This is a genomic window from Actinoplanes sp. NPDC051470 (assembly GCF_040682035.1).
In the GTDB taxonomy this organism is placed as follows: domain Bacteria; phylum Actinomycetota; class Actinomycetes; order Mycobacteriales; family Micromonosporaceae; genus Actinoplanes.
Genome location: NZ_JBFBAA010000008.1, coordinates 262,077 through 282,336 on the forward strand (window position 1 = coordinate 262,077; position 20,260 = coordinate 282,336).

Annotated in this window: 16 protein-coding genes; 12 read left to right on the forward strand and 4 right to left on the reverse strand. The window is 68.9% G+C overall.

The window, feature by feature from the left end; all coding sequences use genetic code 11:
* Positions 1-4 precede the first annotated feature (4 nt).
* Positions 5-562 (reverse strand): RNA polymerase sigma factor, encoded by a 558-nt coding sequence (locus AB0M54_RS17310; protein WP_364472202.1) that lies wholly within the window; start codon positions 560-562, stop codon positions 5-7.
* A 406-nt stretch (positions 563-968) separates the two neighbouring features.
* Here AB0M54_RS17310 and AB0M54_RS17315 point away from each other — a divergent pair, with 406 nt between their 5' ends.
* From AB0M54_RS17315 to AB0M54_RS17335, 5 genes are all read left to right on the forward strand, one after another.
* A complete protein-coding gene (locus AB0M54_RS17315; RefSeq protein ID WP_364472205.1) occupies positions 969-1,226 on the forward strand; it encodes a hypothetical protein in 258 nt (85 codons plus the stop codon).
* A 464-nt stretch (positions 1,227-1,690) separates the two neighbouring features.
* Positions 1,691-2,005, forward strand: coding sequence for a winged helix-turn-helix domain-containing protein (locus AB0M54_RS17320; protein WP_364330664.1), 315 nt, complete (start codon positions 1,691-1,693; stop codon positions 2,003-2,005).
* The gene (locus tag AB0M54_RS17325; protein WP_364330662.1) at positions 2,002-2,250 is read left to right on the forward strand and encodes a hypothetical protein; all 249 of its coding nucleotides are present in this window, start codon (positions 2,002-2,004) and stop codon (positions 2,248-2,250) included. The genes AB0M54_RS17320 and AB0M54_RS17325 overlap by 4 nt, the downstream gene beginning before the upstream one ends.
* Positions 2,251-2,333: 83 nt before the next feature.
* Complete coding sequence (locus AB0M54_RS17330; protein ID WP_364330659.1) at positions 2,334-2,897, forward strand: suppressor of fused domain protein; 564 nt, start codon at positions 2,334-2,336, stop codon at positions 2,895-2,897.
* Between the two features lie 327 nt (positions 2,898-3,224).
* Positions 3,225-5,432: an MMPL family transporter gene (locus tag AB0M54_RS17335; RefSeq protein ID WP_364472207.1), complete on the forward strand. Its 2,208-nt coding sequence runs from the start codon at positions 3,225-3,227 to the stop codon at positions 5,430-5,432.
* 742 nt (positions 5,433-6,174) lie between these two features.
* Here the strand turns inward: AB0M54_RS17335 and AB0M54_RS17340 are convergent.
* Positions 6,175-7,104, reverse strand: coding sequence for an MBL fold metallo-hydrolase (locus AB0M54_RS17340; RefSeq protein ID WP_364472210.1), 930 nt, complete (start codon positions 7,102-7,104; stop codon positions 6,175-6,177).
* Complete coding sequence (locus tag AB0M54_RS17345; RefSeq protein WP_364472213.1) at positions 7,101-7,922, reverse strand: NAD(P)H-binding protein; 822 nt, start codon at positions 7,920-7,922, stop codon at positions 7,101-7,103. Before AB0M54_RS17345 ends, AB0M54_RS17340 begins: the two co-directional genes overlap by 4 nt.
* Positions 7,923-8,470: 548 nt before the next feature.
* Between AB0M54_RS17345 and AB0M54_RS17350 the strand changes: the two genes are divergently transcribed.
* Positions 8,471-13,168, forward strand: a complete 4,698-nt coding sequence (locus tag AB0M54_RS17350) for a family 43 glycosylhydrolase (RefSeq protein WP_364472216.1) — start codon at positions 8,471-8,473, stop codon at positions 13,166-13,168.
* Between the two features lie 64 nt (positions 13,169-13,232).
* On the opposite strand, the gene AB0M54_RS17355 is transcribed toward AB0M54_RS17350, so the two are convergent.
* Complete coding sequence (locus AB0M54_RS17355) at positions 13,233-14,000, reverse strand: GntR family transcriptional regulator (protein ID WP_364472219.1); 768 nt, start codon at positions 13,998-14,000, stop codon at positions 13,233-13,235.
* 134 nt (positions 14,001-14,134) lie between these two features.
* Here AB0M54_RS17355 and AB0M54_RS17360 point away from each other — a divergent pair, with 134 nt between their 5' ends.
* From AB0M54_RS17360 to AB0M54_RS17385, 6 genes are read left to right on the forward strand one after another with little or no spacing between them, the layout of a single operon-like run.
* Positions 14,135-15,400: an extracellular solute-binding protein gene (locus AB0M54_RS17360; RefSeq protein WP_364472222.1), complete on the forward strand. Its 1,266-nt coding sequence runs from the start codon at positions 14,135-14,137 to the stop codon at positions 15,398-15,400.
* On the forward strand, positions 15,379-16,311 hold the full coding sequence (locus AB0M54_RS17365; protein ID WP_364330640.1) for a sugar ABC transporter permease: 933 nt from the start codon (positions 15,379-15,381) through the stop codon (positions 16,309-16,311). The genes AB0M54_RS17360 and AB0M54_RS17365 overlap by 22 nt, the downstream gene beginning before the upstream one ends.
* The gene (locus tag AB0M54_RS17370; RefSeq protein ID WP_364472224.1) at positions 16,308-17,138 is read left to right on the forward strand and encodes a carbohydrate ABC transporter permease; all 831 of its coding nucleotides are present in this window, start codon (positions 16,308-16,310) and stop codon (positions 17,136-17,138) included. The genes AB0M54_RS17365 and AB0M54_RS17370 overlap by 4 nt, the downstream gene beginning before the upstream one ends.
* 33 nt (positions 17,139-17,171) lie before the next feature.
* On the forward strand, positions 17,172-17,915 hold the full coding sequence (locus AB0M54_RS17375; RefSeq protein ID WP_364330634.1) for an SIS domain-containing protein: 744 nt from the start codon (positions 17,172-17,174) through the stop codon (positions 17,913-17,915).
* Positions 17,912-19,249: a hypothetical protein gene (locus AB0M54_RS17380; RefSeq protein WP_364472227.1), complete on the forward strand. Its 1,338-nt coding sequence runs from the start codon at positions 17,912-17,914 to the stop codon at positions 19,247-19,249. The genes AB0M54_RS17375 and AB0M54_RS17380 overlap by 4 nt, the downstream gene beginning before the upstream one ends.
* Positions 19,246-20,217 (forward strand): BadF/BadG/BcrA/BcrD ATPase family protein, encoded by a 972-nt coding sequence (locus AB0M54_RS17385; protein ID WP_364472230.1) that lies wholly within the window; start codon positions 19,246-19,248, stop codon positions 20,215-20,217. Before AB0M54_RS17380 ends, AB0M54_RS17385 begins: the two co-directional genes overlap by 4 nt.
* Positions 20,218-20,260 lie beyond the last annotated feature (43 nt).

Genomic DNA, 20,260 nt, shown 5'->3' on the forward strand with positions numbered 1-20,260 from the left:
CTGCTCACGCCAGCTCCTGACGCAGTTGCCGCCGGGCACGCATGGCCCGGGTCTTGACCGTGCCGGCCGGAATGCCGAGGAGCACCGCCGCCTCCGCGGTGCTCAGGCCGTCGAGCACGGTCGCCTGCACGACGGCTCGCAACTCCGGCGAAAGCCGGGCGAGTGCACCGGCGAAATCGCCGTGCTCCACCCCGATCAGCACCTGCTCCTCCGCCGACGGCTCGTCGGTTTGCTGCCGACGCGCCAGCAGGCCGGCCAGCCGCTGCCGGGCCCCGTGCCCCCGCAGTGAATCGATCAGGCGGCGGGTGCCGATCCGCCACAGCCAGCCCGAGACGTCGCCACCGTGCTCCGTGCGATATCTCGCCGTACCGCGCCAGACCGCCAGGAAGGTCTCCTGCACCACGTCGTCGACCAACTCGGTGTCGGCGCAGCGATAGCGCAGCCGGAGCACCAACCAGGTCGCATGCCGCTGGTAGAACGCCTCGAAGGCGGCGCGGTCGCCGGTCGTGACGCGGGCGAGCAACTCAGCGTCGGCGGGAGTGGCAGGTGGCGTACTGGTCACACCCCTTCATCGGATCCTGCGCCGCGAACGGTTCACCGAATCCGGTGCCGTCCCGACCGGCCAGGAGAATAGCCCCGGAGCCGAGCCCGGGAGCCGGAGAAAGACGGAGTTCGACACGGTTCCGTCTCGGCGTGGCGGACCTCGAAACGGGATCCATCAGGGCGTAAGTACAACGCCCAGTTCCACTGCGGCTTCGATGACCCAGCCGCGCTCGCCGACTCCCCCGGGGTCAAATGCCCCATGTGGAACACATCGCATCCCCTGGCGCGGGCCACGAATGAACCGCGACAGCGTGACGAGGTCGGGACGACATATCGACACGCTTGGCTTGTCACGGTTAGCACTTCACTGCATCGCGAGTCGAATGAGGTGAGTCTTGAAGAGGACCGCAAACGTTTGTGTGGGCGTGGCCATGACCTTGGGCGCCATCCTGGCGGCGGCACCGGCCAGCGCGGCGTCGGCACGCGTCCAGGTCGAGCAGGCCGCCGAGGCCGACGGGGAGATCGGGACGCAATCCTGGGGATACGTGCTTGACTTCAAGTCGGCCTCTTTGCCGTTTTGCAAGGCGGAAGGTCAAAGGGGAATCGACCGTGGCGAATGGCGCGCGTACGATTGCGAACGCCTTTTCCCGGAATGGTGGAGTCTCTACGTGGACTACATCTGATCGGGCTTGAGGGCCCGCCGTCCACACCGCGGTGTGGACGGCGGGCATCAGAATTGTCGGCCGACACACCCGAGTTCTACCGAGACGGTGCCGACGGACGGCATACCAGCACGAGCTGGCGCTGGTCTCACACCGCTCGAGCGCCGACCCGGATCACCCAAGCTTTCCAGACGAGCATCCTTCGAGACCCGTACCGGAGCTCACGAACGGCACCGCGCGGCACGCGCCGTCAATCTTCACCGCGCTCCGGGACGCTGCCGCAACTGCGCCACGTGATGGGCCGCTTCATCGGCCTCGGAGCACGTTGGCCGCTGAGCCCGCCCGCGGCGCAAATCCATCCGGTCGTCGAGCTCGGCCACTCCCTGCGTCCACCCGATATTTGTATCCACAAGCTCCACCCGATAGGTTGAACTGACATGTGAAAGCCGAGACAGTATGGGAGCGAACTTCTGACCAGTGAAGAGTTGCTGGCCGTACTCGCGGCCGTCGGTCATCCGCTCCGGCTGCGGGTCATCGGGGAACTCGCCGCAGGACGTGTGCACGTCAGCGAGCTGGCGCGCCGGCTCGGAGTTTCCCGCCCGCTGCTCTACATGCATCTGGAGCGGCTGGAGAAGGCCGGGCTCATCGAAGGGCATCTGGAGCTGTCGCCCGACGGCAAGGCGATGAAGTATCTCGAACTGGCGCCGTTCGAGCTCACCCTGACGGTCGATACGGTCCTCGCGGCGCTGCAGATGGACCAGGGGGAAGGACCCAGCAAAATGCAGGAGAACCCGCAGTGACTGATATCGGTTCCATTGTGATTCCCATCGTGGCCATCCTGACACTGGTTGGTGGCATCACGTTGTGCGTCGCCTTCTATTTCCGGTTCGAGCGGCACCGTACCGATGTCCTGGGGACGGAGATGGCGAAGAACCGCAAGGTCGCCGAGCAGGCGGTGCGGCAACAGGAACAGGTGCACGCCCGGATCGACGAGTTGACCGAACGGATTGCGGCGGTCGAGCAGATCCTGCGGAGTGTCGGCTGAACGGACGGTGGTCATGATCGCCACAGCCGGTGTGAACAAATGTCGCTGGGCAGGTGTGCCACCACGACGCCGTGGAGCATGACTTGCCGCCGTCCGCGGCCGCTCTCCTCAGCCACCTGCGGGCGCGCTTTCCGGGCCGTCCCGTCGAGGTGCTGCCACCGGTGCTCGGGCCGATCCACGAGAGGGTCTCGGGCTTCCATGTCCTGCGGTTAGAGCCTGCCGGGGGCGGCTGGCTCTACGCGACCTCTGGGCTGGCCGGCCGCGGGCACGGCCTGGAGTTCGTTCTGCTCGCTGCGCACAGGTCCGACGTTCACGTCGAGACCGTCACGATGGTCGGGCACTATCACGCCACCGGCGGCGAGCACGCGCTCGACCTGGGCCACACGGTCGCGATCGGCCGCCCGTGGCTACAAAACTCTGAATGCGATCACCTGCTGGTGAGCAGGCCCTACCCGTGGGGCCCGGAACTGGAGCAGTGCGACTGGGCTCAGGGCCACATCCGGGTGCTGTGGCTACTGCCGATCACCGCGGCCGAGGCGGCGTTTCGCCACGAGCACGGTCTGGAGGCGCTCGAGCAGCGCTTTGATGACGCTGGAATCACCCCGGCCGACCCGAAACGCCGCTCCGTAGTACCTGGCAGCACCTGACGGAAGGTGTGTAGCGGGCCGAAGCGGGCTTCGCCCCCCGCGCCACTCCGACCGCTGCGACGTCGCGCTGGTCTGCGTCGGCACGCCATCGGCCGGCAGTCACTCGAAGGACAGGTCCGCGCGCTGAGCGCGATTACCTCGAGTACGTGCGGATATTCCGCGTTTCGGGCCTGGCTGACGGCCGATCCGGCCGGCGGGCCCGAGCTGGCGCGCCTTATCGCGGGTGGCTGACCAGGCATTACCGCCCCGTTCAGGCACACATTGACACGCATTCCTACACCTGTAAGTATATTCTTACATGCGTAAGATCAAAATTCAGGAGATGCAATGATCAGGACCTCGCCGGCACGGCGCGGCATCACGGTGCGAGTTGCCCGGTGGAGCGCGACCCATCCGTGGAAGGCGATCCTCGGCTGGGTTGTGTTCGTGATCCTGTCCATCGGCGTCGGCGCGGGCGTCGGTACCAACGAGGCGTCCGGCAATGACTTCTGGGTCGGCGAGGCCGGCCGGGCCGAGTCCATCGCCACGGATGGCAACCTGACCCAGCCGCCGACGGAGCGAGTGCTGATCACCGCGCAAGGCAACGCGCCAGTCGGGTCGGAGGCAGACCAGGCCGCGACCGATGTCGCGGAAAAGCTGTCCAGGCTGCCGTCGGTGGCCGCCGTCCAGGCTCCCGCGCGAGCGGCGGATCGGACCGCGGTGCTGGTGACGTTCACCATGAAGGGCGACGCAAAGGCTGCCACGGCCGCATTGCCGGACGTCGACGCGCAGGTCACCGCGGCACAGGCGGCCCATCCGGGGGTGGTGCTGGCGCAGACCGGTTCGGCCTCGACGTCGAAGGGCAACGGTAAGCAACTCGGCTCCGACCTGGCCCGGGCCGAGATGATCACCTTCCCCGTGACGTTGGTCATCCTATTCATCGTGTTCGGTGCCCTGATGGCCGCCGCGGTGCCCCTGATCCTGGCGATCTCGTCGGTCGGCACCGCGCTCGGCCTGTACGGGCTGGCGTCGTTCGTCTTCCCGGACGCCGGAGGGGCGGTCGCCAACGTCGTCCTGCTCATGGGCATGGCGGTCGGTGTCGACTATTCGCTGTTCTACCTCAAACGGATCCGGGAGGAACGGGCGCGTTCCGGTGGGCGGCTCAGCCACACCCAGGCGGTCGAACTGGCCGCTGTCACCTCCGGGCACACCATCATGGTCTCCGGGATGGCGGTCATATTCTCGCTGGTCGGCCTCTACTTCGTAGACGACGTCATCTTCTCGTCGATCGCCACCGGCTCGATCATCGTGGTGCTGGTGGCGATGGCCGGCTCGCTGACCGCGCTGCCGGCGCTGCTGTCAAAGCTCGGCAAGCGGGTAGACCGCCGCAGTGTCCGCCGCCGCGGCGTGCTGCCGACCAGCGAGATGCCCAGCCGGGTGTGGCAGAGCCTGCTGCGACCGGCCACCCAGCACCCGCTGGTCACCTTGGTCGTCGCCGCCGGGCTGATGCTGCTGCTGGCGTTGCCCGCGCTCGGTATCAAGCTGCGGGTGGAGGGCAACGACACCTTCCCCCGCAGCATCCCGGCGATCGCCGCCTACGACCGTATGGCGCGGTTGTTCCCGGCCGAGGGAATCGCGCATTTCGTCGCCGTCAAAGCGCCCGCAGCCGAGAAAGCCACGGTCAATGCCGCGCTCGTTCAGTTGAGCGACCGGGCACAGGCCGACCCACACTTCGCGCGCACCGACCACCCCCGGATCAGCACGTCGGCCGACGGCACGGTCAGCACCCTCGAGATTCCGGTTCCGACCGGCACCAACGCGCCCGCCTCGATCACATCGCTGAAGATCGTGCGTGACACGCTGGTCCCGCAGACCCTGGGCGCGATCCCCGGCCTCGACTACGCCGTGTCCGGGCAGGTAGCCCGTTCCATCGACTACGTCGACCACCAGGCCAGCCGGACGCCGCTCGTGATCGCGTTCGTGCTGCTCGTGACATTCGTGATGATGAGCTTCGCGTTCCGATCGATAGTCATCGGGCTGGTCGGGGTCCTCCTGAACGTACTGTCCGCCGCCGCCGCGTTCGGCGCCCTGGTCGCGGTCTTCCAAGGCACCTGGGCGCAGAGACTGCTCGGTTTCACCTCCGGCGGATTCATCACTTCCCGGATTCCGCTCATCCTCTTCGTGATCCTGTTCGGACTCTCGATGGACTATCAGGTCTTCGTGGTGAGCAGAATCCGCGAAAGGATGCTTGCCGGGCAGCCGACCCGCGAAGCCGTCGCGGACGGCATCACCCGCTCGGCCAGCGTAGTAACCAGCGCCGCCGTCGTGATGGTGTCCGTATTCGTCAGCTTCATGTTCGTCAGCCTGACCGAACTGAAACAGATCGGCTTCGGTCTGGCAGCCGCGGTGATCCTGGACGCGGTGGTGATCCGCATCCTGATCCTGCCGTCGGTGCTGACACTGCTGGGCCCCCGCAGCTGGTGGCCCTCCAAGCCACCGGTCGGTACACCAGCGCCGGCCACGGTGTGCGCCGGAGTGGAAGAACGGGTCGCCTGAGCCGGCGTCGCGACGTCATCCCCGTTGCCATCGTGACGCCGAGCGGGCCGGTCCACCAAGCGGGCCGGCCCGCACCGTTCGACAGGGAATTTCTATCGCACCGGCTCCTACCGTCACCTCAGATGGCAACCGATCGAGCGGAGGCGTGATGCGGGCATGGACTGGCGATATGGCGTTGGCGGTGATCGACGGGACGTCGATGACCGGCTTACTCGCCGGCGGTACGCCGCATACCTTGTGCTGCGACGGGCGATACCGTGACAGCGTGCCGTCAGGGGAATGAAAGCGGCGTTTGCCAGGATTCACCGAGCGGGTGAGATCTGCTCGAGAGGGTCAAAAGGATCGCTCGAGTCCGGTCACACCTTGCCGAAGGGCCGTCTCGGCCGCAGCTTTCCCCGCAGCTGCGGCCGAGACTCGGCTCGCGCCGAGAAGCCGAGCGGCGAAGCCACCAATACCAGCGAACGCGTCAAACGAGGATGCCCGGTCCAGAACACGAATCGACCGGGTCTGACAGCGATGGGGTGCAGGAGAGGCTCCCCCGATGTGTGGCGAATCGTTTGCGTGGCACCGCCCCACTGGCGTGCCCCACGGGCGCGCCCGCAGGCTGCTGCGCCGCAGCGAATTCAGCTCCCGCCAGGACCTCGCACACAAGATCGAGAATTCACCATCGCCTACAATCGCACCGCCAAGCCCTACCGGTAGACCTACGACGGACGACCCCGCAAACTTCAATGGACATCAATCAGCGGCAGCCGTGCTTCTCCGACAGCAACTCTCCAGCAACCGCGGTGACGTTGACGTGCATGAGGGTCGGGATGGATGCGACCGGCTGGTAGCCGGGGTACCAGGTGTTGACTTGATCGACGATGCGGCCTTCCTCGCCTGCGGTGACCGTGCTGCCGCCTGGCGATTGCGTGCGCACTGCAAGGCCGACCAGTCCCCGGAAGCGCAATAGGTACGTGCGCTGATCACGAATGAGGGTCTGCAGGTCGGCCGGGGCACCGTGGCCCGGATAGGCGGTGTGTGCCTCGGGGAAGCGTTGCCGCAACTGGTCCAGCGCCTTGAGCCAGCCGCACGTGTGACCTTCCAACAGGGCTGGTGTCATGGCGTTATCGACCAGGTCACCGACGAAGATGCTTTGGCTGGACGGGTGGTAGTAAACGATCTGGTCACTGGTCTCAGCCGCAGCGAACTCGGCTGTCTGGAACGTCAGCCCGGCGACGGTGAGCGGCCGACCGCCGTGGACAGCGCGATCGGGTACCAGCGGCCGGGCCGGGTAGTCGTCACCGAGCTGCTGGTGGGTGAGCGCGTAGAAGCCCAGCGGGTCGGTGCGGATCGTCGTGATCGCGGACGTTGTGGCGTGGTACGGCGCGTTCGGGTAGGCGGCGCGGAAGACCTCACCACCTCCGACGTGGTCGGGGTGCGCGTGGGTGAGGACGATGGCCTGCACCCCGTGGGTCTGCGCGACGGCCGCATGGGCGTCGGAGAGCGTCCGCAGCGTGTCGATGACCACGGAACCGTACGGGCCTCGGACTGTGTAGGAGTTGACCGAGCCCGGATTGGCAGAGGCGAACCGGTGCACCTGCAGCCGGGTCGGGTGAGCGTCGGCCGGCACGGCGCTCAGGGCCACAACAGCGGCGACGGCGACGGCGATCTTGAGGAGCTTCTTCACCGGAACTCCCCCACGTTGGCCTCGGCCCACTGGCGGAACGTCGCCGGCGGACGGCCGGTGAGCTGTTCGACCGTCGGACGCACCGGCGACTCGTCCGTCGTGCCCTCGGCGAAGAATTTCAGAATCGCCTCGGCGTACGCGGCGGGCATCTGCTCGTGCAGGACCTTCGCCGACTGCTCGTCGGTGAGCCCTTCGAAGCCAATCCGGTGGCCGAGCACGTCGCTCAGCACGTCGATGCGGTCCTTCGGAGTCATCGCCTGCGGACCGCTCAGTTCGTGGACGTGGCTGTCCCCACTGGCTTCCCGCAGCTCGACGGCCGCAACGGCAGCGATGTCCTGCGGGTCGATGACGGCCATCGGCACGTCGGGGAACGTGGCCCGCACGACGCCGCCATCGCGGATCGTCGACGCCCACTGCAGCGTGTTGGTCATGAATGTGGGCGGGCGCAGGAAGGAGTACGGCAGGTCGCTGGCGCGGATCGTCTCCTCGGATTCGATGTGGTACCGCGCGATGACGTTGCTGGTGTCGCCGTCAGCGGCCGACAGCGACGAGAGCAGCACGATGCGGCGCACACCGGCGCCGCGGGCCGCATCGAGGACCTCCGACAGGCCGGGATAGCCGGCCATCATGAACATCGCCGTCGCACCGGGCAGGGCGGCGGCGACGGTTGACGGCTTGTTGAGGTCGGCCGGCACCCAAGTGACCCGCGAGTCCAGGCCCTGCCGTCCGGCGTCTCTGACGAGCGCCCGGACCGGCTCGCCCGCTTCGGCGAGGATCCGGGCGATCGCTCCGCCCACGTGCCCCGTGGCACCGGCCACCAAGATCACAGCGGTCCTCTCATGTTGGCGTAACGATACTTAACATCACAGAAAGCCGTGGCGTATGCATCATGAGCAGCAAGGAGCCCGCCGGAACGCGGCGACGGACCGCGGCTCTACTGCAACGGCATCCGGGTCCAACGCGCACCATCATCGGCGGCCCGTCTTTCGGCTCGCTGGCGTCTGGCTTTCGCGGCGCTCTCGCGCAGACAACCCGAGGCTTGTCCGGTAAGAGTCCGGTGGCTGTCGCCATACTGATCGACCGGTACGGCGGGGCGCTCACGCTGCGCCGTCTCGCGACGGCTGATGCCCTGGAAGGCCGCGTCCTTTGTAGTGGGTCGAGCGCGGCGGCACTGTGAGCACAACCGCAAAGCCGCACCCTGACGGCGTTTCCGCAGGACCGGGCGGGCAACGGGCGCATCGCATCGACCCTTGACAATGTCGCAGCCCGCCCCGTTACTGGTACACACCAGATGTTGACGGGAGCTCAAATGATGCGAATGCATGGACGCCCCATCCTGGCGGCTGCCCTCGCTGTCCCTCTTGCCATGAGTGCCGTCGCCGGGCCAGGCCCGGCGCGGGCCGATCCGCCGCACACGACGGCGACCGAACGGACCCTGCCCGCGGACTACGCGGACCGCGTCAACGACATGCTCAACGACAAGACCGACCGATGGGGCGAGAAGCTGATCGCCGGCCCGGACGGTCCCACCTACGAGAACATCAAACCCCTGCTGATGCCGGCCAACGGCTCGGACGGCCAGCTCACCGCCTCGCATTACTACTACCTTCCGTTCACGTACCCGAAGCCGGACCCGCGGACCGCCGTCACCAACCGCCAATATTCGCTGCACGTCGCGGACGGCAGTCAGATCGTCTCCCAATGGGAGCAGAAGTTCGGCGGCTACGAGCACAACTTCGACGAGTGCCCGGCCGGCCAGCAGGGTGACATCCCGCAGTGCCTCACGTTCGGGGTCGGCTCCGGCGGCACCGAGATCTACGGCAGCGACCGCACCCGGCTGGCCGAGCCGAAGCTGACCGGCGACTACCTGCCGATCCTCGCGCTGAGCTACACCGACGCGCAGGGGGTGCGCTACGACCGGGAGTCGTTCACCGCACGCGACTCGCAGACCAACGCATTGGTGAGCCACGTCAAGTTCGACATCCAGTCCTCCGGCACTGCGCCCACGATCAGGATTCGGATCGTCGGGCCGGACCTCGCCGGTGCCACCCTCAGCGGCAACCGGCTGGTCAAGAACGGACGCACGTTCCTCGCGTACAGCGGCACCGCCACCTGGCAGGACTCCTACCTGACGCTGCGCCCGCCGCTGTCGTCCGGCAAGGCCGAGGTCTACCTCGCGATCCTCAACGAGAACGCCGCGGCCACGTCGTTGCAGGCCAACAGCAGCACCTGGACGTCGGCCAAGAACACGATCAGCACCTACTGGCAGAACGTGGTCAACGGCGGCGCGAAGGTCGAGGTGCCGGAGAAGTACGCCGCCGACGCGATGCGCAACCTTCTCATGCAGAACCTTGTGATGGGCTGGCAGCAGAGCATCGGCAACGCCTACGAGGCGCACGACGACACGTTCGCGTTCGTGCCCGAGGTCGGGCCATCGATCGAGGTGCTCGGCGACTTCGGCTTCGCCTCCGACTATCGCACCAACATGGACGTCCTGGTCAAACGCGGTCAGGGCCCGGACACGTTTCTCAACTGGGAACGCGGGATCAAACTCCAGAACGCGGCCTACCACTACTTCCAGAGCAACGACGCGTCGTTCATCCGGAACAACCTGACCACCTTCCGCAGCTTCCTGACGGAGTACGCGCGCCAGCGGGCCGCCGACCCCAACGGCCTGCTGGAAAAGCAGCAGTACGGCACCGACATCGACTCGGACGTCTACGGTGTTCACCATCAGGCGGAGGCCTGGCGCGGCATCCGTGACATGGGCAACGCGCTGCGGCAGATGGGCGAGACGGCGATCGCCGACCAGTTCGCCACCCAGGCGAACGGCCTGCGTACCGCGCTGCTGAACGCCGTGACGGCGTCCGAGAAGGTGCTGCCAGACGGTTCCATCTTCCTGCCCATCTCGCTGCTCGACCCGAACGCGCCGGCGCCGTACGACCAGATCACCAAGGACACCCTCGGCAGCTACTGGAACCTCACCATGCCGTTCGTCATGGCCACCGGGCTGATCGAGCCGGGCAGCGCGCGCGCCGCCGGCATCCACAAGTACCTCAACAAACACGGCGCGCTGATGCTCGGCCTGACCCGGTTCAACGCCACCGGCGTCGACCCCGGTGTCTGCGAGAGCGGGCAGGTGCTCCAATTCGCCGGGGGCGCCGCCGGCTACAAGTCCTCCGGCGTGGACCAGCAGTACGGCTACTCACTGCAGAAGTTCCTGGCCGACAACGACCAGGCCGACCGACTTGCACTCAGCTTCTACGGCAAACTCGCGCAGGATCTCACGCCCTACACGTTCATCGGCGGTGAGGGCGCGACGGTAGCGCCCTGCCCGGAGCAGGGTGAATACAACCGCACGCAGTGGTGGCCGCCGCTGTCCGGCAACAACGCGATGTACCTCAAGGCCTTGCGCCTGATGCTGGTCCGCGAGCAGAACAAGACGAACGGCATGCCCGGCTCGCTGAACCTCGCGTCGGCCACACCGCGCGGCTGGCTGGCCTCTGGCAAGAGGATCAACATTGCCGACATGCCCACCGCGTTCGGGCCGGTCAGCTACTCGATCGAGTCGGACCTCGCGAACAACACCGTCCGTGCCAGCGTCACGCCGCCGGTAACCTCCACGGGCCGGGTCCGCGCCGACGCTGTCACGCTGCGGCTACGCGTACCGGACGGCTACCGGATGGCCTCGGCGACGGTGAACGGCGCGTCGCACGCCTTTGACGCCACGACCGAGACCATCGACCTTGGCCAGCCGACCGCGACCGCGAACATCGTGGTCACCTACACCCGGAACACCCCGGCCCACGCCGACCAGGCCGAGGCCACCGTCGTCAAGCCGGGGCGCAAGCTCTTCGCGCCGGCCCAGAAGGTCCGATTCGACACCACGATCGAGGCGCTCGGCGAGAGCACCGTGCCCGGGACGCTCACCATCTCCGGCAGTGGTCTGCCGGCGTCCGCGGACACGTCGTTCTCGGTCACCAGCAACCGGCGCCTCGCCTGGCAGAAGGTCGGTGTGGAGGTCACCATGCCGACCGCGCCCGGCCAGTACACACTGGACTTCGTCGCCGATCCGGCGGACGGGCCGCCCACTACCCGCAAGGTCACGGTCCGGGTCGCCCAGCCGTCCGCCACCAGCTATCCGGACCTGGTCCGTAGTGCCCTGCCGGCCGGCTACTGGCGGCTCGGCGAGCTGAACGGCAACCCGGTCGCGGCCGACTCGTCCGGCCGGGGCAACGACGGCGCCTACCGCGAATTCCAGACCCACGAGGTGGCCGGCGCGATCGCCGACGACACCGACACCGCGCTGCAGCTCGACAACGGGTTCGTCGAGGTGCCGAACAACCCGGCGATGAACTTCACCGGCCCATTCACGCTGGAGTCGTGGATCAAGGTGACCACGTCGACGGAGCAGGCGCTTATCGAGAAGTACGACGCGCCGGCCAACAACGGGTACCTCCTGCGGCTGAGGCCGGGCAACAAGCTCCGGCTGGTGGCGTTGGACGGCGGGGACGACCCCGTCGAGACCGTGGGCAAAACCACCGTCCAGCCGGGCAGCTGGCACCACGTGGCGGCGACCTTCACCGGTTCACGGCTCTCCGTCTACCTGGACGGGGCCTTGGACGCGTCGATCGCCAGCACCCGCGCGGCGACGGGCGGTAACAGCACCCTCAAGATCGGTGCCCGAGGTGACGACGCCGGCCAACGGCTCGCCGGCTCGGTCGACGAGGTGGCCGTCTACCCGTCCGCGCTGTCCGCGCAGCAGATCGACGACCACTTCGTGCGCGGCGCGCTCGGCCGGAACACCACCGGTACGCAAGCCAACCGGGCCGTGATCGGGCAGGACTTCCCTGATCCGTCGGTCCTGGCCGTCGACGGCACGTACTACGCGTACGCGACGAACAACAACGAGAAGAACATGCCGGTGGCGTCCGCCCCTTCCCCCGACGGTCCTTGGACGTTCCAGAGCGCGGACGGGCTGCCGTCGCTGCCGTCGTGGGCCGGGCCGGGCAACACCTGGGCTCCGGACGTCACCCGCCGGGCGGACGGCACCTATCTGCTCTACCTGACCGCCAAACACAACGCCTCCGGACTCCAGTGCGTCGGCGCGGCCACGGCGACGTCACCGCGCGGGCCGTTCACCCCGGTCGGCTCCCAGCCACTGGTCTGCCCGACCGACCGTTCCGGGGCGATCGACGCGTCGGCGTTCGTGGACAGCGACGGCGCGCGGTACCTGCTCTGGAAGACGGATGAGAACAGGGTGGGCGCGAATCCCGGCCTGTACATCCAGCGCACCGCGGCCGACGGCCTCTCACTCCAGGGTTCGGCGACCCGGCTCCTCCAGGTCGATCGGCCCGACGAGCACGGGGTCATCGAATCACCGAATCTGGTCAAGCAGGACGGCCGCTACGTGTTGTTCTACTCGACCGGTCCCTACGGCAGCCCGCTGTACAGCACCAGTTACGCGACCGCGTCGTCGGTGACCGGCCCGTACGTCAAGGCGTTCCGTCCGTTGCTGACCACGGATTCGCTGGACGGGGCCGTACGCGGGCCGGGCGGTGGTGTCCTGTTGCGGGGCACCGCATCGCAACCCGGTGACCGCTTCATGTTCCACGGCTGGCTGCCGACCGGCGGGCGCGGCATGTACACCGTCGAGATCGGCTGGAGTGGCGGGTATCCGGTGGCCCGCGGAAGCCGGGTGCGCTACGAGGCCGAACGCGGCCGGATCAACCACGCGACCGTTCGCACCGGCGCGGCCGGCTCGTCCGGCGAGGGTGTCGTCGGCGGGCTCGATTTCGACGACAGCTGGACCGAGGTGGACGTCTTCGCGCCGGTGGCCGGGGATTACACGGTCCACATCGGGTACGCGAACGGCTCCTCCGGGCCGGCCCGGCAGGAGTTGACGGTCAACGGGGGTGCCGCGTCGGCCGTGACCTACCCGGTGACCGGCTGGGACAACTGGCGGCAGACCGGCGCCACGGTGCGGCTGCGGGCCGGTACGAACACGATCCGGTTGCGGCACGTCGACCAGTTCGCCGAGATCGACTACCTGGAGGTCGCCTGAGCCTCCGCCGGCGGGGTGGTCACCGGGCGCCCGCCGGTGACCATCCCGCCGCCGGGCGCCGGTGTCAGCTCGCCGGGCGTCGCGCCCGGACCACCGCCTCGTACTGATCGCCCCGGTACCAGGCCCGGCCCGCCTCGAACACGACGCCCCGCGTGTCGTGCACGATCGCATCGACCAGCAGGCAAGGCTGAATGGGGTCGATGTCGAGCAGCTCGGCGTCGGCCGGATCGGGCAGCACCGCCGCCACCTGGCTGTCGCTGCCGCCGACCTGGACGCCCCAGCCGCGTTCCAACTCCTCGTAGAACGAGCGATCGGCCCAGTCCAGGTCGGCGATGCCCGGGAACCGCTCGGCCGGCACGGTGATCCGTTCCAGGGCCATCGGCCGTCCGTCGGCGGTGCGCAGGCGTTCCAGCCTGAGCACCGGAGAACCGGCCGCGACCTGCAGGCGGGCCGCGACCACCCGGCTCGCCGGCTCGACCTCGGCGGTCAGCACCCGCGCGCCGGGTGTCAGCCCGCGGGCCCGCATGTCGCGACTGAACGACGTGAGCATGTCGATGTATCCCGGGCGCTGGGTGGCGACGAACGTGCCGTGCCCGTGCCGCCGGAACAGCACACCATCGGTGAGCAATTGCTGGACGGACTGGCGCACGGTGGTCCTGGCCATCCCGAAGTGCTCCGCGAGCACCCGCTCGGACGGTATCAGCCCGCCCGCGCCGATCTGCCCCGCGAGCTGGACGAGTACCTGGTAGAGCGCATCCGCCTTCGAGATGCCCGGAGGGAGCCGCAGAGGGAGGGGCGCGTCGGTGGTCGGCTGGTGCTTAGGTCGGGGCACGCGACCATCTTGCCGTGTCCGTTGCCGCATCGCGCCAGGTCGGGCCCGTTCGCGTCCGGCACGCCAACCCATCTTGACACAGGTGCGTACCAGTATAGGCTTACGGATCTGAGCTCTCGGGGGAGGCAAAGATCGTGCGAAGGTTCATCGCTGGTGTGCTGTCCATGGTCATCGCGGGCGGGGTCGCGGCGTGTTCGCCGGGCGCCGGGGCCGCGGACGGGGATGTCAAGCTCTCGGTCTGGGGCTGGCGAACCGAGGACGTGACCGTCTACAACAAGATCTTCGAGAAGTTCGAGGGGACTCATCCCGGCATCGACGTGGAATACCGGGCCTACAAGAACACCGAGTACAACACGATCCTGCAGACCGGCCTGTCCGGCGACTCCGGTCCGGATCTCGCCCAGCTCCGCGCCTACGGTGAGTTGCAACCGGCGATCGCCTCCGGCGGCCTGCTCGCACTCGACGCCGCGGTGCCGAGGCTCGCATCGTTCCCCGCCGCCACGCTCGACGGCGCACGGGGCCGGGCCGACGGAAAGATCTACGGGGTGCCTTTCGCGATCCAGACGATGCACGTCGTCTACAACAAGAAGCTCTTCGCCGACAACGGCGTGGCCCCTCCACAGACGTGGCAACAGATGCTGGACGGCGCGGCCACCCTCCAGCGTAAGAAGATCATCCCGTTCGCGGTGAACGTCAGGGACGACTGGATGATCCCGATCGAACACGAGATCTTCGGCGCCACCCGCTACGGCGGAGCAGCGTTCGAGAAGCGCGTCCTCGCCGGCGAGGCCAAGTTCACCGACCCGGACTACGTTGCATCGATCGAGACCTATGCCGGGACCAGCAAGTACTGGCAACCACAGTTCTCCGGCGTCGGCTATGAGGACGCCAAGGCGTTGTTCGTATCCGGCAAGGCGGCGATGTTCCCGGGCGGCGTCTGGGAACTGGCCGGTTTCAGGAAGAGCGCGCCCGATATCGAGCTGGGCATCTTCAGCGTGCCTCCGTCGCCCGGCGCCGTGCTCGACAAGGCCGTCACTCCCGGCTTCGTGGACGGGTCGTTCGGAGTGGCCACGCGCACCAGGAGCAAGGACGAGGCCGTCGAGCTCGCCCGGTGGATGGCTACTCCCGAGTTCGGCCAGGCGTTCTCGGACCAGCTCATCCAGATCTCCGCCGTCCCTGGCACGGCGCCGACCGACCCGCTGCTCAAGCAGGCCTTCGACGCGTACACAGCAAATCCGAGCCCCTACCTCATGTACGCCGACTTCAGCTACGGCACGCCACCCGGCGCCGAAGTGCTGCGCACCAACGTCTCCGCCGTCCTGCTCGGGACCGGGAACGCCACCGACGCCGCGAAGGAACTGCAACGCAGCGTCGACACGTGGTTCAAACCGAGGGGCTGATCGTGGCGTTCCGCTCCGGTCGGCGGCTCGGCTGGGTAGCGTTCTTCTGCGGCCCGGCCGCCGTCCTCTACACGGTCTTCGTCGTCGTACCTCTTGCCACCGCGCTCTGGTACAGCTTCTACGGCTGGCAGGGCACCACCCGGGGCGCACCGGCCGGGATGGCCAACTACGCCGCCGTGCTCGGCGATTACCCCTACCAGGAGCAGGTTCTCAAGGCGTTCTGGCACAACGTGGTGTTCTTCGCCGGCACGATGCTGGTGCAGAACACCGTAGGTCTCGGGCTGGCCGTCCTGCTGCACCGCAACCCGCGCGGCAAGCGGATGTTCCAGACGCTCTACTCACTGCCCTACCTGATCAGCCCCCTGGTCGTCGGCTACCTGTGGTCGATGATGCTCTCGCCCGCGTTCGGCCCGGTCAACGCGGGCCTCCAGGCGGTCGGCCTGGACGGGCTCACCCGGCCGTGGCTCGGTGACCCGGCCATCGCGCTGCCGGTGGTGGTGCTGGTCAACGCGTGGCAGTGGATCGGCTGCCCGATGCTCATCTTCGGCGCCGCGTTGGCGGCGGTGCCGGCCGAGATGGAAGAGGCAGCCGTCATCGACGGCGCGTCCGCGTGGAAGGCGTTCTGGCAGGTCCGCTTCCCGCTCATCATGCCCGCGGTGGGCGCGGTGACGTTGCTGACGTTCGTCGGCTGTTTCAACGTCTTCGATTTGGTCTTCGCGCTCGGCGGCTCATCCGGTGGTCCCGGCCAGTCGATGGACGTGCTCGGCCTGCTCTTCTATCGCATCGCCTTCCAGGGCGGCGTCAACGCGATCGGGCTGTCCTCGGCACTCGCGATGGTGATGTTCGTCGTTGTCTTCGGTGTCGCGCTCGTTGTCGACAGGTCGCTCCGCCGCCGGGAGGTGCCGTGGTGAGCACCGCGCCACGGATCGGACGCGCCGTCGGCGTCCAGGTGCTGCTGTGGGCGTACGCCGGAGTGGCCTTCGGACCGTTGCTCCTGGTGCTGCTCGGCTCGTTGCGCGGCAACCGGGAGATCATGCGGGAGCCGCTCGGGCTGCCCACCAGCCCGACCTTCGAGAACTTCGGACGGGCCTGGGCCAACGCGTCACTGTCCACCTACCTGCTCAACTCGGTGGTGATCACCGTTGCCGCGGTGACGTTGTGCACCGTGATCTCGCTGATGGCGGCGTACCCGCTCGCGCGCTGGCGCTTCACCGGCCGCGCGCTGCTGGCCGCCTACTTCCTCTCCGGCTTGATGCTACCCATCAAGCTCGGCGTCCTGCCGATCTTCTACATGTTCCAGAGCATGGGCCTGGTCGACAGCCGAATCGGCCTGACCCTGCTGTACGCGGCCGGCGGCATCCCGTTCTCGGTGTTCATCCTGATGGCGTTCCTTCGGGGTCTGCCCACCGACATCGAGGAAGCGGCCCGCATCGACGGCGTGGGCGAGCTGCGGCTCTTCCGGTCGATCGTGACACCGTTGTCCAGACCGGCGATCGCCACCGTCGCCGTCTTCCAGCTCGCACCCACCTGGAACGACTTCTTCTTCCCGCTGATCCTGCTGCGCTCCAGCGAGAAATACACCATCCCGGTCGGACTGTCCCGCTTCTTCGGTGAGTTCTCCACCGACCGAGGCGCCCTCTACGCCGGCCTCGTCCTGGCCGTGCTGCCACTCGTCGTCGTGTTCGTCATGGCGAGCCGGCAGGTGGTCGCGGGTCTCACCGCCGGCATCGGCAGGTAACGCCGTCGCCCACCCGTCAGTGTGAGGAGTTTCATGACCACCTACGCCCAGGTCGCCCAGCGCACGCTCACCCACGTCCTGTCTGCCCAGACCCCGGCGATCAACGCGGCGGCCGCCCTGATCGTCGGTTGCTACCGGGATGACGGCATCCTCCAGACATTCGGGACCGGGCACGCCCGGATCATCGCCCATGAGATGGCCGGGCGGGCCGGCGGACTCGTCCCGGTCAACATGCTCTCGATCAAGGACCTGGTGATGTTCGGCGGCACGCCGCCCGGCGACATCATGGACCCCACCCTGGAGCGCGATCCGACGCTGGCCGGCCGCATCTACACCCTCGCCGGGCCGGGTCCGGGCGATGTCTTCCTGCTCGCCTCGAACTGCGGCATCAACGGCTCGATCGTCGAGATGGCGAGCCTGGTAACCGGCAGGGGCCACCCCCTGATCGCGATCACCTCGCTGGCCCACACCAACTCCGTGCCGTCCCGGCACCACTCCGGCAAGCGGCTCGCCGACCTGGCCGACGTGGTCGTCGACACCGGGGCTCCACCGGGCGACGCGGCGGTCGAGCTCGCGGACGGCACCCGCGTCGGCGCGGTCTCCTCACTGGCCGGGGTGCTGATCGCCCAGCTGCTCACCGAGGAAGTCAGCCGGCGCCTGCTCGCGGACGGCACCACACCGCCGATCTACACCTCGATGAACCTGCCCGACGGGGACGAACGCAACGCAGGCCTGACCCGCGCGTACGGCGGCCGCGTCCGCGTGATCGAGCCGTGAGCATCCTTACCCTGCGCGCCGCCATGGCGGACGTCACGCCACCCGCCGGTCACCCGCTCGGTGGGTACGCCGCCCGGGCCGGCCGGGTCGCGACCGGCGTGCACGACCCGCTGACCGCCGGCCTCGTCTCGCTCACCGACGACGCCGGTACGACCGCCACGTGGCTGAGCCTCGACGCGGTGGCCGTGACCACCGAGCTGGCCGCCGCACTGCGGGAGGCCGTGGCCGAGGGCATGGACCCCATCGGCGGCGACGTCCTGGTCTGCGCCTCGCACACCCACTCCGGCCCGTCCGGCTGGACCGGCGGCATCCACCCCTCCGACCCGGAGCGCCGCGACGACAGCTTGGTGAAACATCTCGCCGACCGGGTACGCGCCCTCGCCAGGCGCGCCGCCCAGACGCCGGAGCCCGTCCAGCCCCACTGGAGCGTGGTCTGGGCGCCGGGCACGGGAGCGAACCGGAACAGCACGGACGGCCCTCACGACGAGCGTGCGGGAGTCCTGGCGCTGCGGTCGTTGGACGGCTCGGAGGTGCGGGCTCTCCTACTCGACCACGCCGGCCATCCGACCGCCCTCGGGCCGGAGAACCTGGCGTGGTCGGCGGACTGGCCCGGCGCCGCCCGCGCCGTGCTGACCGCCGCGCTCAGCGAGGTGGCCCGGTTCGGCGGCGGCACCGGCCGGCCGCCGGTGATCGCGTTCCTCCAAGGGGCCGCCGGCGACGTCAGCCCGCGCGCGGTGCGGCGCGGTCGTGGTTTCGCCGAGGCGGCTCGGCTCGGCACCCTGCTCGCCGGCGCCGTACTGCGTGGCCTTCAGGACCGGAGCGACCCGGTCGACGGCGACTGCCGGTTGGCCGTCCGGCACGGACGCGTGCACCTGCCAGGGCGGCGACTGCCGAAGGCGGACGTCGTCCGGCGTACCGTGACGGACGCCGAGGCGCGCCGGCGGTCGGTCGCCGAACCGGCGGACAGCGCGGCGGCCCGGTCCGCGCTCGCCGGCCTGGAGGGCGCCCGCTTCCAGGAGCGGATGTGCGCGCTCGACCTGCCCGACAGGTACGACGCGCCGTTGACCGCGGCGGCTCTGGGCGATATCGCCTGGCTGCATCTGCCGGTCGAGCCGTACTCCGCGATCGGGCTGCGGATCGCCGCCGCGAGCCCGTTCCGGGACACCCGGGTGATCGGCTGTACCGACGGCTACCTGAGTTACCTCGTCGACCGGGAGGCTCACCGTGCCGGCACCTACGAGGCGATGCTCAGCCTCTTCTCGCCCGAGGCCGGAGACGCCGTGGTGGACGCCGCGGCACGGCTCCTGACCTCGGCCCGGGAGGCTACCCGATGAATGATCGGACGGGCACGTTCGCGCTGCTGGACGGTGGAAAGTCCGGTCTGCGGCTCCGCATCGAAACTCCGGACGGACGCTACGACGGCGCCGGCGCCGGGTTCACCTACGAACCCGGCGCGGACGACGTGGCCATGATCGTCGCGGCCGTTCGGCAGGCCCACAAGGCGTCCGGTCACCGCGGCACGGTCGACCGGGTCTGCGGTGGCCTCACCGGCGCCACCGCCGAACAGGCGGGTCGCTGCCGGCTGACCGATGCCCTCTCCGCCGTCTTCGGCGGCGCCCCGGTCACCATCGTGGACGACGGCGTGCCTGCGCATGCCGGCGCGCTCGACGGACCGGGTGTGCTGATCTGCGCGGGCACCGGGACCGTCGCCATAGGGGTCGCCGACGACGGCCGTTGGTCCCGGGCGGACGGGTGGGGGCCGCTGCTCGGCGACCGTGGCAGCGGCTACGCGATCGGCCGCGCGGGGCTTGCGGCCGCGCTGGCCGCGACGGACGGCACCGGGCCACCGACGGCGCTCGCCGAACCGGCCGCCGACCATCTCGGCGGCATGGACCTGCCCGCGGTTCAGCGGCTGATGGGTTCCGCCGCTCCGACGGTCCGGATCTCGGCCTTCGCGCCGGCCGTGGTCACCGCCGCCGGACGGTGCGATCTGGTCGCCGGTGCGATTCTCGCGGCCGCGGCCGACGACCTGGCCCGCACTGCCGCGGCCGCCGGGCGCCGCTGCGGCCTGTCGCCCAGCAGCACCCCGGTCAGCGTCGCCGGCCGGCTGTTCCTCGCCGGCGAGGCGCTGCTCGCACCCCTACGGCGGGCGCTTGACCACCACGGGCTGCGCCTCGTCGGGCCCCGGGCGGACGCCCTGACCGGCGCCCTGCGACTGGCTCAGCGCCCAGCCGCCACCCCTTACCACCGCGTCGTCGCCGGCGAGCCGCCCTTGATCTCAGCCTGGCCGACCACAGATTAGGGAGAGTTGCTTGCGTCCCGCTACCGCGCAACCGCCGCCATCG